This window comes from Dongia sp. (assembly GCF_041910485.1).
In the GTDB taxonomy this organism is placed as follows: domain Bacteria; phylum Pseudomonadota; class Alphaproteobacteria; order Dongiales; family Dongiaceae; genus Dongia.
In genome coordinates this window covers 14,188-30,645 of the sequence record NZ_JAYRQR010000048.1, presented here as the reverse complement: position 1 = coordinate 30,645, position 16,458 = coordinate 14,188, and the positions used below count along the sequence as shown (strand labels likewise).

Here is a 16,458-nt window from a genome sequence, read left to right as displayed (position 1 = left end):
CTTCGAGCCTAGCGGGACCCGGGACAATGAGGCAAATCACGATCGCCGACTTGGCAAAAATTGCGCTTTCTCAGACCGGCTTCAGAGGCTGATGGCGGCCGGCCGGCAGTTCGACGGCAATGGCGTCATCGGTCCGTACGTCGCCGCCGGCGATCACCACCGCCATGATTCCGGCCTTACGGATGAGGTTGCCGTCCGTGTCGCGGTCGAGCACGGCCTGCATGAGACCGGGCTGGAAACGGTCGATCTGGACGCACGGGTTGCGGAGGCCCGTGATCTCGACGATCGCCTCGGCCCCGATCCGGAGGCGCGTCGCTTCAGGGAGATGCAGGAGATCGACGCCCCGCGTTGTGATATTCTCGCCCATGTCGCCGGGCCGCACCGTGAACCCGCGCGCCGCAAGTTCGTCGAAGAGTTCGGCCTGGATGAGATGGACCTGGCGCAGGTTTGGCTGGGTCGGGTCCTTGGCGACGCGGGAACGGTGCTGAACCGTTTCGCCCATATGCGCATCGCCCGCCACGCCGAGGCCGGCAAGGAGGCGGATTTCGAACGCCGCCGTCTTCGAGAAATGATGCCCGCGCGCCAGCGATACGCCGACGACGCGCGGGGTGTCGCTCACGCCTTTTCCCCTTCCCCGCCATGAACCTTGGCGGCCAATGACGCGGAGAGGAAAATGTCGATATCGCCGTCGAGGACGCCCTGGCTGTCGCTGGTCTCGGCCCCGGTACGGAGGTCCTTGATCATCTGGTAGGGCTGCAGGACGTAGGAGCGGATCTGGTGCCCCCAGCCGATATCGGTCTTCGAGGCTTCGATCGCCTGCGCCTTTTCCTCGCGGATGCGCAGTTCGCGCTCATAGAGGCGGGCCTTCAGCATGTCCATCGCCATCGCGCGGTTGCGATGCTGCGACCGGTCGGCCTGGCACGAGACGACGATGCCCGTGGGCTCGTGCGTGATGCGGATGGCGCTGTCGGTCTTGTTGATATGCTGGCCGCCGGCGCCCGAGGCGCGGAACGTGTCGACGCGCAGATCCTTGTCGAGGATCTCGATCTCGATATTGTCGTCGATCACCGGATAGACCCAGATCGAGCTGAACGAGGTGTGGCGCCGGGCATTGGAATCGAAGGGCGAGATGCGCACCAAACGGTGCACGCCGCTTTCCGATTTCAGCCAGCCATAAGCGTTGGGGCCCTTGATCTCGATGGTGGCGGACTTCAATCCCGCTTCTTCACCGGGGCTTTCTTCCAGCCACTCGACCTTGTAGCCATGCTGTTCGGCCCAGCGCGTATACATGCGCAGAAGGATCTGCGCCCAATCCTGCGCCTCGGTTCCGCCGGCACCGGCATGGACTTCGAGATAGCAATCGTTCTGGTCGGCTTCGCCCGAGAGCAGGCTTTCAAGTTCGCGCTGCGCGGCCTTGGCCTTCAAATCCTTGATCTGCTTTTCGGCTTCGTCGACGCTGGCATTGTCGCCTTCCATCTCGCCGAGTTCGGCCAATGTCAGCGCATCGTCGAGTTCGCGCTCGAGGGCCTTGAAACCGTCGATCGAGCCTTGCAGGTGCGTGCGCTCGCGCATCACCTTCTGTGCCTTTTCAGGCTTGTCCCAGAGGGTCGGGTCTTCCGAGAGGGCGTTCAGTTCGTCGAGACGACGCAGGGCGTTGTCCCAGTCAAAGATGCCTCCTCAGCAGGGCCAAGGAAGATCGGATCTCCCCCGCCGCCGCCTCGATTTCAGCGCGCATGCCATTACCTCTAGATCGCTCGAATACCAGATCGGGGGCGGAACATGCCGATTGCGGCCCGATCCGTCAATCCTGCCCATCCATAACGGCCATCAATAAAGCCCGGAATCCCCGCCCCCCGTGGCCGGCGGCGGAATGAGAACCGGTGCCTGCTGCTGGGCTGGATATTGCGGCTGCGGCACCCCCTGCTGGATGGGCTGCGTCCCCGGCGGCGGAATGAGGACCGGCGCCTGCTGCTGGGCTGGGTATTGTTGCTGGGCGGGATATTGTTGTTGGGCTGGGTACTGCTGCTGGACTGGGTATTGGCCTTGCGGGATCTGCTGGGCTGGATACTGGCCCTGCGGATAGACAGGCTGCTGGCCATAGACCTGGGGCTGCTGCCCATAGGCAGGCTGCTGCGGCTGCCCGCCCTGGTAGACACCGGTCGAATCGATGATGGTCGTGCCGCTGTCGTTATAGGCACCCGAGCCGCCATAGGGATTGCCGAACGGACCCGTCGGGATGACGGAGCCATAGCCGGCATCCTGGCCGTAATTGGCATAGCCTTCGATGATCTGCTGCTGACCGGTCGGCTCGGTGCCGGGCTTGAACGCCTCCCAGATGGCGAGCCCTTCGTCGCCAGCCACCCAGCGCTCGCCGGTCTTTTCATTGACCTTCACCAAGCGGACACCCGGCGGAACGCGGAAGGGTGTCGCGGGTTCGTCCTTGAGGGCGTCGATCATGAAGTCGCGGAAGATCGGCGCCGACAGGCGGCCGCCGGTCGCCTTGGCACCGAGCGATCGCGGTTGGTCAAAACCGAGATAGACGCCAGCCACGAGGTCGGGCGAGAAGCCGACGAACCAGACATCGCGTCCGTCATTGGTGGTGCCGGTCTTGCCGGCGAGCGGCTTGCCGACGGCCTTCACCGCGCTGGCCGTGCCACGCTGCACGACACCTTCCAGCATCGAGACCATCTGATAGGCATTGGCCGGATCGAGCACCTGCGAGCGTTCGTCAGGCAGTTCCGGCGGCGGCGAACCGTCATAGCTCGCGATCTGGCAACGTTCGCACTTGCGCTCGTCGTGGCGATAGATCGTCCAGCCCTGCGCGTCCTGCACGCGGTCGATGAAGGTGGGCGTTACTTTCTTGCCGCCGTTGACGATCTCGGCATAGGCGCCAACCATGCGCAAGGCCGTCGTCTCCTGGGCGCCCAGCGACATGGCGAGCGTCTGCTGCAGCTTGTCGACGACACCGAGACGCTCGGCAACCTCGGCGACCTTGGCCATGCCGATGGTCTGGGCCATGCGGATCGTCATCAGGTTGCGCGAATGCTGCAGGCCCTGGCGCATGGTGGCCGGCCCGAGGAAGTTCTTTTCGAAATTCTCCGGCTGCCACAGCGGCAGGCCCGGTCCCTGATCGATGGCGATCGGCGCGTCGAGAATGATGGTGGAGGGCGTATAGCCCGCCTCGAGGGCCGCCAGATAAACGACCGGCTTGAAGGAGGAGCCGGGCTGGCGCATCGCCTGGGTGGCGCGGTTGAATTCGCTTTGCTTATAGGACCAGCCGCCGGTCATGGCGAGGACGCGGCCGGTATGCGGGTCCATGGCGATGAGGGCGCCGGAAATTTCCGGCACCTGGCGCAACAGGTAGACCGGCAGACCGTCTTCCTTCTGCTGCCTGCCCTTGTCGGTCGAGGTATCGAGATCCTCGACATCGTCAGCCTTGTCCTTGTCCGAGACCTTGGCTTCGACAGCGATGACATCGCCGGGCTTGAAGACATCGGCCGTGCTCTTCACAGCCGGACCGACCTTGCCCTCGGCCGAACGGCGGCGCGCCCAAGCAAGATCGGAGAGCTCGATGAGGCCCTGGCTACCGTCCATGAAGCCGACCTTGGCTTCACCCTTGGTGACCTCGAGCACGATGGCCGCCTGCCAGTCATAGAGCCAGGGAATGTTGCCGAGCTTGGCAAGCGTCTGTTGCCATCCTTCCAGACTGTCGGAATGGGCGAGCGGCCCCCGGTAGCCTTGAGTGCGGTCGTAGGAGACGAGATGCTTGCGCAAGGTGCGGTCGGCAATCTCCTGCAGGCGGGGATCGACGGTCGCCTTGACGGTGAGGCCCTTCTTGTAGAGCCCATCTTCACCGAAGCGCGTCACCAGTTCGCGCCGGACTTCTTCGGCGAAATAGTCGGCTTCGAAACGCTCTGCGGTGCTGCGGGCACGCGATTGCAGCGGCGTCGCCGTGGCTTCCTGTGCCTCGACGTCGGTGATATGGCCGTCTTCCAGCATGCGCGAAATGACCCAGTCACGACGCGCCTTGGCGGCATCCGGAAACTTGGTCATCGAGTAATTGTTCGGTGCCTTGGGCAAGGCGGCGAGATAGGCCGCTTCGGCCACGCTGAGCTCGTCGAGCGACTTGTTGAAATAGTTGAGGGCCGCGGCGGCGACGCCGTAATTGCCTTGGCCCAGATAGATCTGGTTGAGATAGAGCTCGAGAATACGATCCTTCGAGAAGGCCTTCTCGATACGCAGCGCCAGGATCGCTTCCTTGATCTTGCGGTCGATCGAACGCTCATTGGTGAGGAGGAAGTTCTTCGTCACCTGTTGGGTGATGGTCGAAGCACCGACCGGGCGCTTGTCCGAACCATAATTCTTGAGGTTGACGATGATGGCGTTGATAAGGCCGGGAATGTCGATACCGGCATGGCTGTAGAACGACTTGTCCTCGGCCGCGAGGAAGGCGTTGATGACGCGCTTCGGGATCACCTTGATCGGGACGAAGACGCGGTTCTCGACCGCATATTCGGCGAGCAAGCGACCGTCGCCGGCATAGACGCGGGTGGTGACCGGCGGATCGTAGGCCGCGAGCTGGTAATAGTCCGGCAGGCCTTGCGAGTAATGTTCGTAGACCAACCAGGCACCGATGGCACCCACAGTCGCCAGCACCATGAAGATGCCAACCAGGAAAGAGAGGATACGCGTCAAACGGGTCATCGAGACAGTCTATCTGGTTATGCGGCGATCTGGCTTTGCCTGCGGAGTACGGGCGGCTGAACAAGATCCTGCCGGCCGTGCGTCCTGCAACCGACGACAGCACGGTTGCCGCCGCTTCGGGTAAGGCACGCATGACCCAAGATCAAGGCAATTTTGCGGCCCTCGGCAAGGAGATAGGCCGACCTTGGTGGATTTTGGCAGAAAATGTGCCTCGCCTTGGCAAAATGACGCCATTTCAGGGAATTAGGGAGCCTGGACGAGAGGCGGCCGCGGACCTGGAGATCGGCGTTGCGGCGCCGATCAGATCCGCTTGATGCTGTTCTGCCAGTCGAAGAAATTCTGGATCGACGTCGCGATCGCCTTGGCGAGGCTCTTCTGATGGGATTTGTTGGTCAGAAGCCGCTGATCCTCGTCCGACGAGATATAGCCCATTTCCAGCAGGACGGAGGGCACGTCGGGGGCCTTCAGCACGGCAAAACCGGCAAAGCGGTGGCTTTGCTCCAGCATCAAGGTCTCGCGCTTCAGCGACTTCACCAGCATCTTGGCAAAACGCGCCGACAGATTGGTCGTCTCGCGCTGGGCGAGATCGATCAGGATGCCGGTCACCACCTTGCTTTCGTTGGTGAGATCGACGCCGGCGATGACGTCGGACTTGTTCTCCTTGGCGGCCAGAGCTTCCGCCTCGGAATCGGAGGCCGTTTCGGACAGCGTATAAACCGAGGCGCCGCGCGTCTTGGAATTGGCATGACTGTCGGCATGGAGCGAAATAAAGAGGTCGGCCGCATCGTCCCGCGCCACCTTGAAGCGGTCGCGCAAGGGGATATAGACGTCCTTGTCCCGCGTCAGTTCGACGCGGAACCGGCCGGTTGCCAGCAATTCCTTCTTCAGCGCCTTGGCCACCGCCAGGGTAATGGTCTTTTCCATCGTGCCATTGCCGATGGCACCCGGATCAATGCCACCATGCCCCGGATCGATGACGATCAGCGGCTTGCGCTTGACGTTCTTCTTCAATCCCTGTTCGCCGGGCTTCAGCGTGGGCACCAGGATCGCCGCATCGGCAATCTCAGCCTCGGGTACGTTGAGATCGCCCTTGCTCTTGGCGGCCACGGTCTGGGCCAGGGGGTCGGGGTCTGAACTGGGGGTTCCGGCATCGCCGACCGGGCCTTCCTGGGCCAGGGCCGGTTCCTTGGGCGCCGAAGCCGCCGCCGCGGTCTGGGTCGCCGGCGACGGATTGGTGGCCGAACCATCGCCGGCAAAAAGGGTGCGTTTCACCTGGGCGTTGAATGCCGCCTCGTCGACCGGCGTCAAATCGATCAGCAGGCGACGCGGGTCGCTGCCGCTCTTGTCGAGGAGGGTTACCTGGGTCACGGCGGCCGGCGCCGCGAGGTCGAGCACGATTCGGGAGGTGCCGACCTTGAACAGGCCATAGCGCATGGCGGCAACCAGGCCGCGGCCCTGGAGCTTGCGGCCGGCCGGGATCTGCCAGTCGACTTCATCAAGATCGATGACGACGCGCTGCGGATCGGCCAGGGCAAACACCTTGAAGCCGGTCGCCGCCGTCAGGTCGAGTACGACTCGGGTCCGGTCCGGCTCGACCCCGAGCTTGGCGTCCGTGACGGCCGGTTTTGCATAGGCAACCCCAATAGAAAGGCCGCCCCCGATCGCCAGCCCGGTCAGGGCCGCGAGGAGCACCAGGAACTGGCGCAGCCCTGCGAATCGAAGGGGCGCAAGAAAATTGAGGCTCTTCCGCATGTTGCCGGATCGTTACGTGAATCTCTTGTAATATAGTCTCGTAACTAACTGAAAAGCAACACGATATCGCGTTCCCACCCAATCCCTCTCATCACCGGGGGAATTGACGATTTTAACCACTCCATCAGCCTGCCCCTGACCACCCACCGGCCAATTGCAGTTGTGTTGCCGGATCATGGCCAGTATGGTGACGGTCCGCGACCGCCTGTGCCGGTCCCCGACCGAGCGCTCAAGCCGGCTGGGACGGAGCCGGTGGTCGGTCGCGAACCTGGGAAGTCTTGGTATCGAGCTCCGAAGTGAAATTCGACGGAGCGTGCCGGCAACCAGGGAAAAGCTTGCGCGGAACAAGGTCGCTCCCGACCTGAGACGGACCGGAGCCGAGGCTTGTTTCGCAGCCCAAACAACAGGTTGACATGACGCCACCCTGCCATTCACCAACCCTTTTCGCGCCGCCGATTGCTGTGCAAGCGATCGATGCTGGGCGCGTCACGGAGCTTTGCATCTATGACCAAAATTATGCTGATCGACGCCACCCACCCGGAAGAAACCCGCGTTGCGGTGGTGGACGGACGCCGGCTTGAAGAATTCGACGTCGAAGTCGCCAGCAAGCACCCGCTCAAAGGCAATATCTATCTCGCCAAGGTAACGAGGGTCGAACCCTCGCTGCAGGCTGCCTTTGTGGAATATGGCGGCAACCGCCACGGCTTCCTGGCTTTCAGCGAAATCCACCCCGATTACTACCGTATCCCGGTCGCCGACCGCGAAGCGCTGATGCGCGAGGATATCGAGGAAGAGGTCGAGGAAGAGCAGCGCCAGCGGCGCGGCCGCGGCCGCCGGCGTGGTCGCCGCCCGGAGAACGCCGAGGGCGCCGCCGGGGCGGAGGCTACGGAATCCGGAGATATTGGGGCCGAAGGGCTTGATGCCGGAATCGAGGCCGGCCAGGACCAGCATGATGATCATGACCACGATCATCATGATGACCATGACCATGACGATCATGATCATCACGAAATTGATCATGCCGAAGACGAGCTGGCGCATGACGCCCCGGAACATGATGACCGGGACCATGACGACCGGGAACATGACGACCACGGTGACATCGCCGAAACCATCGAGCCAGTGGCCGCGACGCAGATCATGCCGCTCTCGGCAGGTCATGACAGCCTGCGCAGCGAGCCGGTCGATGCGCCTGCGGAAAATGCGCCTGTGGAAGATGCGCCTGTGGAAGATGCCACGGCCTCGCCGGTCGAGATAGTCGATTTCCCCGGCACCACCCATGCCGCTTACGACATGATCGGCGACCCGATCGATGCCGAGGTTCCAGCCGCAACGCATGGCGACATCGTCGAGGTGACGCAGCCCCCGGAAGTCATCGATACCGTCGGCGGCGAGGAAGCAAGCCAAGCCGACGATGCGGACGAGGAGGAAGAGGAAGACGATTCCGACCGCCGCCGCCGGCAGCGCCACCTGCGCCGCTACAAGATCCAAGAAGTAATCAAGCGCCGCCAGATCCTCCTCGTCCAGGTGACGAAGGAAGAGCGCGGCAACAAGGGTGCAGCCCTTACCACCTATCTGTCGCTGGCCGGCCGCTATTGCGTGCTGATGCCCAACACCGATCGCGGTGGCGGCATCTCGCGCCGCATCACGTCGGTTTCGGACCGCAAGCGCCTGAAGTCGATCGTCGACGAGCTGGATCCGCCGGAAGGCATGGCCGTGATCGTGCGCACCGCCGGCATGGAACGCCAGCGCAGCGAGATCAAGCGCGACTTCGAATATCTGCTGCGCCTGTGGGACGAAATCCGCGAGAACACGCTGCGTTCGTCGGCGCCGGCCCTCATTTACGAGGAAGCGAGCCTCATCAAGCGCTCGATCCGCGATCTCTATACCCGCGACATCGGCGACATCGTCGTTGCCGGGGGCGAGGCCTTCAAATCGGCCCGCACCTTCATGCGCATGCTGGCCCCCGGCCATGCCAAGCGCGTGCAATTCTACCGCGATCCGTCGCTGCCGCTGTTCCAGCGTTACCAGATCGAAAGCCAGATCGCGGCGATCCACCACCCGGTCGTCAATCTGCGCTCGGGCGGCTATATCGTCATCAACCAGACCGAGGCGCTGGTCGCGGTCGACGTCAATTCCGGCCGCTCGACCCGCGAGCGCAACATCGAAGAGACGGCGCTGCGCACCAACCTGGAGGCCGCCGAAGAAGTGGCGCGCCAGTTGCGTCTGCGCGATCTTGCCGGCCTCATCGTCATCGACTTCATCGACATGGATGAAGGGCGCAACAATGCGGCAGTCGAACGCCGCATGAAGGATGCGCTCCGCAACGACCGCGCCCGTATCCAGATCGGCCGTATTTCGTCCTTCGGCCTCCTGGAAATGTCGCGCCAGCGCCTGCATGCGAGCTTGCAGGAAGCCTCGACCGAACTCTGCCCGCATTGCCACGGCACCGGGCGCATGCGGTCGGTTGATTCCACCGCCTTGCACGTGCTGCGCATGGTCGAGGAAGAGATCACCCGCAACGCGGCGGCCGGCGTCACGGTCTTCGTGCCGTCCGCGGTCGCCCTTTATATCCTCAACCAGAAGCGCCATGCCCTGGCGCAGTTGGAGTTGCGGCGCGGCGTGCGCATCTACCTCAGCGCCGATGACGAACTGACGCCGCCGGACTATCGTCTGGAACGGATCAAGATGCTGGCCCCGGGCGAGGAATTGCCGCCGGCACCCGAGCCGCAGCTCATCGAAATCGATTTCGACGAAAGCGAAGACGAGAATTACGTCGAGGAAACCGACGAGGCCGAGACCGCCGAAAGCGATGCCGAGGCGACCGATGCCGCCGGCGAGGAAAATGCCGCGGCGGGCGACGAGAATGGCGAGCGCCAGGGCCGCCGCCGGCGCCGCCGGCGCCGGGGCCGGGGTGGCCGCTTCCAGGCCGACGAGTTCACCGAACAGTCCGAAGGGGCCCCCAGCGAAGGCGAATCTGCTGTCGGCGACGAGGCCGATGCAGCGCGTACCCTGCCCGCGGATGATGCCGCGGGCGATGACGGGGACGATAGCGAGGAAAACGACGAGGGTGCCGACGGCGATGACGGTGCCGAGGCCGATGGCGGCCAGGGTGGCGACGATCAGCGCCGCCGCCGCCGCCGTGGCCGCCGGGGCGGTCGCCGCCGCTCGCGCCGCAATCAGGACGGCTCAAATCAGGACGGCCCAAATCAGGATGGTCAAGCTCAAGAAGGCCAGTTCCTGGCCGATGACGGAACTGCGGCTGCTGAAGCTGACTTCGTTCCGGGTCTTGGCGAACAACCGGATGTGCCGAGCGAGGCAGCGGCCCTGCCGCCGGCTTGGCGCAGCGAAAATCCCAGCACCGAAGCACCTGCGGCCGGTGAGGTCGAGGAGGAGCGCGCCGAACGGCCCCGCCGTCAGCGTCGTCCGCGCCGCGATCGCGACGTCGAAACCGGGACGAACGCCCATTCGGAAATGGAACAGACCGCGGCTGTTGCCGTTAGCGCACCGGCGGCACCGGCAGCACCCGCGACCGAAGTCGCGGCGATAGAACGGCCGGTCACGGTCATCGAGGTCAAGGACAGCGGCGAGGCCGTGGCGAGCGTTGAAAGCGAGGACCAGCCCAAGAAGCGTGGCTGGTGGCGCCGCCTGATCGAATAGCGGCCGCTGTGGAACGTAGCTGAATGCGCAAGGCCTGATCCCTTCCGGATCAGGCCTTGTTCGCTTCTGCAAGCTGAGTCGATGCCGGCGATTTACCCTGTGCCATCGCATCCAGCAGGCGCCCCTGGAACAGCGAGATGCCCAGCTTGCCGCCGATCTCAAGCCCCTGCTCGGAATCCACGCGGCATAGAATGATGCGTTCGCGGCCAAAGCGATCGATGGCGCTCTGCAAGCGCTCCTCGTGCAATGTCGCGCAATCGTCATAGAGCGCCGGCGACCAGACGATCTTGATGAGATCGACATTGAGCTGGTCACGGTCGAGCAATGGCAGCAACTGATGCTTCACCTGGTCGAGGATGATCTTGTAGCCGCGCTCCTTCAGGAAATCGCGGGCGAAGGCGAAATCCTCCGGCTCGCTGAAGAAGTCGATCGCCGGCAGTTCAACCGCGAGAGGTCCGCGATCCTTGTTGTTGGTGGCGCGATCGAAATCGAGAAACTCCTGCGTCAGCAGGGTGGCGAGCGACAGATTGAGGCTCGCATTCTTCAGCATCGGCTGATAGTCCTGGCGCGGCATCAGTGCCAGCATGCGCGCGTCCAGCACCCGCGCCAGATGCTGGAACAGCCATTTGTCGGCTGTCATGTTGTAGCCCGGCGCCACAGTCTGGGCGAGATAGGGCATCGAGAAGAAAAGCTCGGTCAGGATCGGCGCCGGCTTGGCGCCCGGAATGATCGCAAAGACCTGCTGGCGCCGCAGCACATTGGCAAGATCGGCATTGATGATGGCCTTTTCGAGTTTCTCAAGAATGGCCGGGCTGATCAGCTGGCCCCTGCCCTCCTCAAGCGGGGCGGCCTTCGCCGCAGCGACGGCCTGCGCGCTGGCCTTGCGCCGTTCTTCGAGGAGCCCGCGCGCGACGGTGACGAACTGCTCCCACTCAACTTCGATGTCGAACCAGGTGGCAAAGGCAGGCGGCCGCCGCGACGGGCTCGGCGGCAGCGCAAACAGCGGGTCATCCTTGAACATCTGCTTAACATGACGGACGAAGAAGTCGATTTCCTCCTCGCTCGCTCCCTTGGTCAGGGCGATGACATCATTGTTCCACAGCTGATAAATGCCGGCATCGAAGCGCTTGACCAGCGGCTCCAGCACCTGCTTGACGATGCGGATGTGGTGCTGCCGCTGATGATAGGTTCGCAATTGCGACAGATGAATCTGCACAGCGCGACGCCCGGCACGATGCCGCTCCAGCCGCTCGGCAAAATCGACGAGCAGTTCCTCGTCCGTGGTGGTGCGTCCGTCTTTGGCGCGTTCGTTCATACCCCAGCCCCCAAGTCCCTCTACAAGCCCTTACCGGGCACACAGAGGGTAATCATCCCCACTGCTACGCCGGACCATTTCCCCCTGTGAGGAGCGATCCGTTCCTTATCCACCCTTATACGCCAGAATTAGGTGGCGCGCCCTACCTCCTGTGCAACCACCAGCCGTTTTCGTTGATCGAGTAGACGGGCTGGTAGTGCTTGATGGTGTTAGCTGGGACAACAGTCTTGATCTGATTGTCGAGCAGCAGCGCATCCGATCCATTATAAACGATGAGCACCGCATGGCCGATGCCGAGGTTGAGATCCTGCAGCGCCACGACGCGCATATCCTCGATCGGTATCCCCAATGCCTTCAGCGCCATCATCTTGGCAATCGCATAGTCTTCGCAATCGCCATTCTTCTTCAAGAACTGGAACGGCGTCGCCCAGTAATCCTCAGCGCCCCAGTTGCGGATATCGAGGATATATTTCTTGGAATTGAGGAGCTTGTTGACTTCCTTGATCTGGGTCAGACGGTCCTTGCCCTTGAGGTCTTCAACCAAACCCTTCCAGCCTTTTGTCGTACAGGTATCGGATTCGCAGGGCGCCCCGCCCTTCCAGCGGCCCAGCATATCGAGCCATTTCGGGAATTTTTTGAGATTCTTCGACGGCAGTTCGATGGAGCCGAAGATCTTCGGATAAGTTCTGGCCGCAGCCGGCTCAGCCGTCATAAACAAAAGGAGGCTAGCGCAAAGCATGCCGATCCCAACGGCACGGCGGCTTGCGCACCGTACCCTGGGTCCTTTCCGCCCGGGCTTGCCCCCAGGTATCATGCCAGCTCCCACCCCTCGTTCCGGCTCCAAACTAGCCTGTAGCGTGTGACGGATCGAACGCCGCCCACCACCCCGCGCCCCCGGCCCTGTTGCGATACTTTGGCCATCCCCAAAGGCTCGATTGGCGGCGCAAAATTACCGTGCTAATGTAGCAAATTGAATCTTTCTGCCAACCCATTGATTCAGCGACCATGAACGGGGAGATCTGACGTGGCCGAGCCAGTTCCGGGGACGACCCCGACCACGACCTTTCACGAGGAATCCACCAGCAAATTCGACCTCAAGGTGATCTTTCCCGCGATCATCCTGGCGCTGATCGCAATCATCGGCGTGGTGGCCGTGAGCTATTTCGTCGACCAGGAGCGTGAACGCGAAGAGACGCAGTGGCAGCTGCGCATGGGCATTGTCGCGGACAGCCGCTTCACCGACATCGACCGTTGGCTCAATCGCCAGCTGGATGAATTGACGGGTTTGGCCAAGAACGAGTCCCTGCAGATCTATACCGACCAGATCGCCGAAATGGCAGGTGATGCCACACAGAGCGACCAAGTCGAGGCCCTGCGGGATTACCTGCGCAACCTTCTGACCGTCACCGCCGACCGAACCGGCTTTTCGATGCCGGCCGCTGGCAGCAGCGACGTCCCGGCCAATGTGGCCGAGGCCGGCTATGCCGGCCTGATGATCGTCGACGACAAGGGCAAGGTCGTCGCGGCTTCGCCCGGTGCTCCACCCTTTAGCGGCGATTTGCAGACTTTCGTCTCGTCGCAGGCGCAAGGGCAACGCGCCATCAGCGATATGTCGCTCAACGGCCGGGGCAATCCCAGCATGGCCTTCGTCGTCCCGATCCTTGCTGCCCAAAGCGAGGGCGCCCAGGCGAGCCAGATCGGCATCGTCCTTGGCGTTAAGGAAGTCGGCGCCGAAATCTTCCCGCTGCTGCGCCAGCCGGGCGAAACCAGCAGCACGGCCCGGTCGACGCTGGTCCGACTCAAGGACGGCAAGATCACCTATTTGTCGCCGGATGTGGGTGGCAAGCCGCTCAAGGTTGAACTCGATGCCGGTACGCCTGACCTCGATACCGCCTTTGCCGCCCAGAAGCCCGGCGCCTTCGCGACCGACAAGCGCAACGCTTCGGGCGACCGAGTCCTGGTCACGGGCCGCAGCTTCACCCAGGTGCCCTGGACCCTCTCCTATGCCATCGGATACGACGAGGCGCTGGGAGCTGCCGAGGCGCGCTTCCGCAACCTGACCATCTACCTGTTGCTGGCGGTGGCCCTGGTTGGTGTCATCATCATCGCCGTCTGGCGGCATGGTTCGTCGCGCCGCGCCAGCCTTGCCGCCCAGCAGGCACAGCAGATGGCGACCAAATTCGAAAGCCAAAAAAACCTGCTGCAATTGGTGACCGACAGCCAGCCGACGCAAATCTTCATCCTGGATGAAAAGGACCAGTACCAGTTCGCCAACAGCCAGGCATCGAAGGCGGCCGGCATTCCGACCACCGAGATGATCGGTAAGCCTATCGCCAACGTGCTGGGGCCGGCGGCGGCCAAGCGCTATATCACCCTCAGCCACGAGGCAGTCGAACTGCGGCATGAGGTTTCCAACGTCACCCGCTTGGAAGAGAGCGGCAAGGTGAAGGTCGTCCAGTCCGAGCATATCCCCCTTAAAGATGCCGGAGGGACGCCGCGATCGGTCCTCACCGTCGAGCGCGATATCACCGATGTCGTGACCGAACGCGAGCGGCGTGCCCGCACGCTCAATCAGCTGGTGAAGACACTGGTCGACGTGGTCGACAAGCGCGACCCGTTTGCCGCCCAGCATTCGTCGCGCGTTGCCCAGGTGGCGCGCGCTGTAGCGAAAGAGATGGGACTGACCGAGGTCGAAGTCGAAACCGCCGATATCGCCGGCAACTTGCTCAACCTCGGCAAGATCCTGATCCCGCAGGAGGTCCTGTCCAAGACCGGCCAGCTGACCGATGCCGAGCGCGACATGATCAAGAATTCGATCCAGACCAGCGCCGATCTGCTGCAGGGGATCGAGTTCGACGGTCCGGTCGTCCTCACGCTGCGCCAAGCCCAGGCGCATTGGGATGGGTCCGGCCAGCCAACGGGCCTTGCCGGCGACAATATCGTCGTCACAGCCCGCGTCATCGCCGTCGCCAATGCTCTTATCGGCATGATCAGCAACCGCGCCTTCCGCTCGGCCCTTTCGGTCGATGACGCGATCGAGAATCTAATGAAGGGTGCCGGCAAGGCCTTCGACCGCCGCGTCGTCGCCGCCCTCGTCAATTATCTCGACAATCATGGTGGCCGCAGCGAGCTGGAAAAATAGCCGTTGCCAGCGTGACTGAAACGAAACCCCGCCCCCGTTTGGGCGGGGTTTCTCATTTGGTGAGGTTTCTCATTTGACAGGCAGGGCGAAATCCGGCGGGGCCGATTGACCGAGGCAGGTATCGCGCGGCGGTGTCGCCGGATCGTCGAGAAAGAGATCGGCGATCCGATTGGCGCATGCGTCATTGCCGAGAAGGTCGTGGCCGAGCCCATCAAATTCCAGATAGAAGCCATTGACCAGATGCGAGGCGGCCATCCGCCCATAGACCGGTGGCGTGACCGGATCAAAGAGACCGCTCAGAACCAGGGTGGGCAGATCGCTGACCACCGGCTGAGTATCGCTGGCGCGTAGGGGCTGAGCCGGCAAGGCGGCACGCCAACTGTCACATGTGGCAGCGAAACTCCCCGCCTCGCCACCGACGGCGAGGCCGGCCAGAAGCGGATAGCGGCGATAGGCTGCCATAGCTGCCGCCATATCGTTGAAGGGGACTTCTTCCTGGCAATGCACGGCCATGAACATGGCATCGCCAAAATCCTCGCGTCCGACATAATCGGCGATATAAGTGTCGAGATCGTGTCCGACTTCCGGTTCCAGCCAGCGATCGTAGATATCGATCAGCTGCGGCACGATCTCGATGTCGGCCCGGTTATAGAGAAGATTGAAAAGGCGGCTGATGAGCATGTTGCCGTCGATCATCACCTCGATCACACCATCACCTTCGGGAGAGGGTCGCGATACCTTGCGCGGCGACATGTTGAGCTTCTGCACCAGCTTAGTGAGGCGGCTTTCAAGATCGCCATAAGCATCATGGCACTTCGCTTGCCGCTCGCAGGCTCTGAACACCATGCGGAAGGCACGTTCGGTGGTTGCCGCATCGTCTTCCATGAACTGCGCCTCGGGTGGCAGGACGGAATCGAGCATGACGCTGCGGATGTCCTGCTGATAGTTGCGCATATATTCGAGCGCAAGCCGCGTCCCGTAGGAAAGGCCGTAGACGTTCCAAGCCGGGACTTTCAGGGCAGCAAAGAGGTCATGAAGGTCGGCCGCGCCATCGCGGCTGGTATAGGCGCCGGGATTGAACCCTTCGCCCACCAAGCGCTTCGCGCAGGCCGTCGCCGCTTTCTGCTGTATTTGCGTTGCCGCCACCTCGTCCGTCGTCGCCAGAAGGTCGAGCGCGATGTGTTCGACTTCGGGGCAATCGATGCGCGGTTCGACCAGCCCGGAACCACGCTGATCGAAGAGAATGAGGTCCCGCTTGTGCGCCCAATCCGTGGCAGCCACGAAATCCCACCACCAGCCGATGCGGTCGCGGTCAAGCCAGGCACCGTCGCCGGGCCCACCCGCAAGATAGATGACAGGGTCCGGGTGCCGCACTTCCTTGCCGGTATCCGAGCGGATGATGACGACCGGCAGACTGAGCACTTTGCCCGGACCGACGGCGCGGTCAAAGGACCGGGTTTCGGCCACGTCCAGACGATAGCAATCGACGGTCAGGTCCTTGGGCGCATCGAACCAGCAGGTCGTTTCCTGCAACCTGGGCGGCGCGGCCTCGGCCGTGGCCATTTCAATGAGTCCAGCACTGCCGATCACCAGCAAGCCAATGAACCGACAGGGGAACCAGCGATTGGGCGGCATTGTTACCTTCAGAAGAACCGAACGACACCGACCATGCCGGGCGGCCCGCAACATTGGCGGATTTGCCGGCATTGCCGCAAGCCTGATCCACCACGATTTGCACCCGGTCCGGTAGCAAAGCCGCGCATCGGAAGCTAGACTGGCCGAAAGGCACGAACCAGTCGTCAACGACCGGCCGAAATCGGCAGGTCCTTGGCGGGAAAAGTTGCAGGGATGGCGCCATCGGATTCACCTAACGAACTGCCCCCCG

10 protein-coding genes are annotated in these 16,458 nt (G+C 62.8%); 2 read left to right on the top strand and 8 right to left on the bottom strand.

Translation table 11 applies throughout. The annotated features are described in order from the left end of the window. Positions 1 to 70 precede the first annotated feature (70 nt). The 4 genes from ACE3PP_RS15845 to ACE3PP_RS15830 form a co-directional block, all read right to left on the bottom strand. A complete protein-coding gene (locus ACE3PP_RS15845; RefSeq protein WP_374384014.1) occupies positions 71 to 619 on the bottom strand; it encodes an MOSC domain-containing protein in 549 nt (182 codons plus the stop codon). Further along, a protein-coding gene (prfB, locus tag ACE3PP_RS15840) for a peptide chain release factor 2 (RefSeq protein WP_374384011.1) occupies positions 616 to 1,735 on the bottom strand; the annotation gives its coding sequence in 2 pieces (ribosomal slippage) (positions 616 to 1,665 and positions 1,667 to 1,735; 1,119 coding nt in all). The genes ACE3PP_RS15845 and prfB overlap by 4 nt, the downstream gene beginning before the upstream one ends. 92 nt (positions 1,736 to 1,827) lie before the next feature. Beyond that, positions 1,828 to 4,704, bottom strand: a complete 2,877-nt coding sequence (locus tag ACE3PP_RS15835) for a PBP1A family penicillin-binding protein (protein ID WP_374384009.1) — start codon at positions 4,702 to 4,704, stop codon at positions 1,828 to 1,830. Positions 4,705 to 5,004: 300 nt separating this feature from the next. After that, a complete protein-coding gene (locus tag ACE3PP_RS15830) occupies positions 5,005 to 6,456 on the bottom strand; it encodes an N-acetylmuramoyl-L-alanine amidase (protein ID WP_374384008.1) in 1,452 nt (483 codons plus the stop codon). Positions 6,457 to 6,960: 504 nt separating this feature from the next. On the opposite strand from ACE3PP_RS15830, the gene ACE3PP_RS15825 reads away from it, so the two are divergent. Next, the gene (locus ACE3PP_RS15825; RefSeq protein ID WP_374384005.1) at positions 6,961 to 10,116 is read left to right on the top strand and encodes an Rne/Rng family ribonuclease; all 3,156 of its coding nucleotides are present in this window, start codon (positions 6,961 to 6,963) and stop codon (positions 10,114 to 10,116) included. A 49-nt stretch (positions 10,117 to 10,165) separates the two neighbouring features. Here the strand turns inward: ACE3PP_RS15825 and ACE3PP_RS15820 are convergent, their stop codons facing one another. Both ACE3PP_RS15820 and ACE3PP_RS15815 read right to left on the bottom strand, forming a co-directional pair. Further along, positions 10,166 to 11,431: a hypothetical protein gene (locus tag ACE3PP_RS15820; RefSeq protein WP_374384003.1), complete on the bottom strand. Its 1,266-nt coding sequence runs from the start codon at positions 11,429 to 11,431 to the stop codon at positions 10,166 to 10,168. A 142-nt stretch (positions 11,432 to 11,573) separates the two neighbouring features. Beyond that, positions 11,574 to 12,143, bottom strand: a complete 570-nt coding sequence (locus tag ACE3PP_RS15815; RefSeq protein ID WP_374384001.1) for a transglutaminase-like cysteine peptidase — start codon at positions 12,141 to 12,143, stop codon at positions 11,574 to 11,576. A 312-nt stretch (positions 12,144 to 12,455) separates the two neighbouring features. Between ACE3PP_RS15815 and ACE3PP_RS15810 the strand changes: the two genes are divergently transcribed. Then, positions 12,456 to 14,573, top strand: a complete 2,118-nt coding sequence (locus ACE3PP_RS15810) for an HD domain-containing phosphohydrolase (RefSeq protein WP_374383999.1) — start codon at positions 12,456 to 12,458, stop codon at positions 14,571 to 14,573. Between the two features lie 69 nt (positions 14,574 to 14,642). On the opposite strand, the gene ACE3PP_RS15805 is transcribed toward ACE3PP_RS15810, so the two are convergent. Further along, the gene (locus tag ACE3PP_RS15805) at positions 14,643 to 16,136 is read right to left on the bottom strand and encodes an alpha/beta hydrolase (RefSeq protein WP_374383997.1); all 1,494 of its coding nucleotides are present in this window, start codon (positions 16,134 to 16,136) and stop codon (positions 14,643 to 14,645) included. Between the two features lies 1 nt (position 16,137). After that, positions 16,138 to 16,431 (bottom strand): hypothetical protein, encoded by a 294-nt coding sequence (locus ACE3PP_RS15800; protein ID WP_374383996.1) that lies wholly within the window; start codon positions 16,429 to 16,431, stop codon positions 16,138 to 16,140. Between the last annotated feature and the right edge of the window lie 27 nt (positions 16,432 to 16,458).

Coding starts and splice junctions, on each gene's coding strand:
- ACE3PP_RS15835 (WP_374384009.1), bottom strand. CDS start 4,704: ATGACCCGTTTGACGCGTATCCTCTCTTTCCTGGTTGGCATCTTCATG.
- ACE3PP_RS15830 (WP_374384008.1), bottom strand. CDS start 6,456: ATGCGGAAGAGCCTCAATTTTCTTGCGCCCCTTCGATTCGCAGGGCTG.
- ACE3PP_RS15825 (WP_374384005.1), top strand. CDS start 6,961: ATGACCAAAATTATGCTGATCGACGCCACCCACCCGGAAGAAACCCGC.
- ACE3PP_RS15820 (WP_374384003.1), bottom strand. CDS start 11,431: ATGAACGAACGCGCCAAAGACGGACGCACCACCACGGACGAGGAACTG.
- ACE3PP_RS15815 (WP_374384001.1), bottom strand. CDS start 12,143: ATGACGGCTGAGCCGGCTGCGGCCAGAACTTATCCGAAGATCTTCGGC.
- ACE3PP_RS15805 (WP_374383997.1), bottom strand. CDS start 16,136: ATGGCCACGGCCGAGGCCGCGCCGCCCAGGTTGCAGGAAACGACCTGC.
- ACE3PP_RS15800 (WP_374383996.1), bottom strand. CDS start 16,431: ATGGCGCCATCCCTGCAACTTTTCCCGCCAAGGACCTGCCGATTTCGG.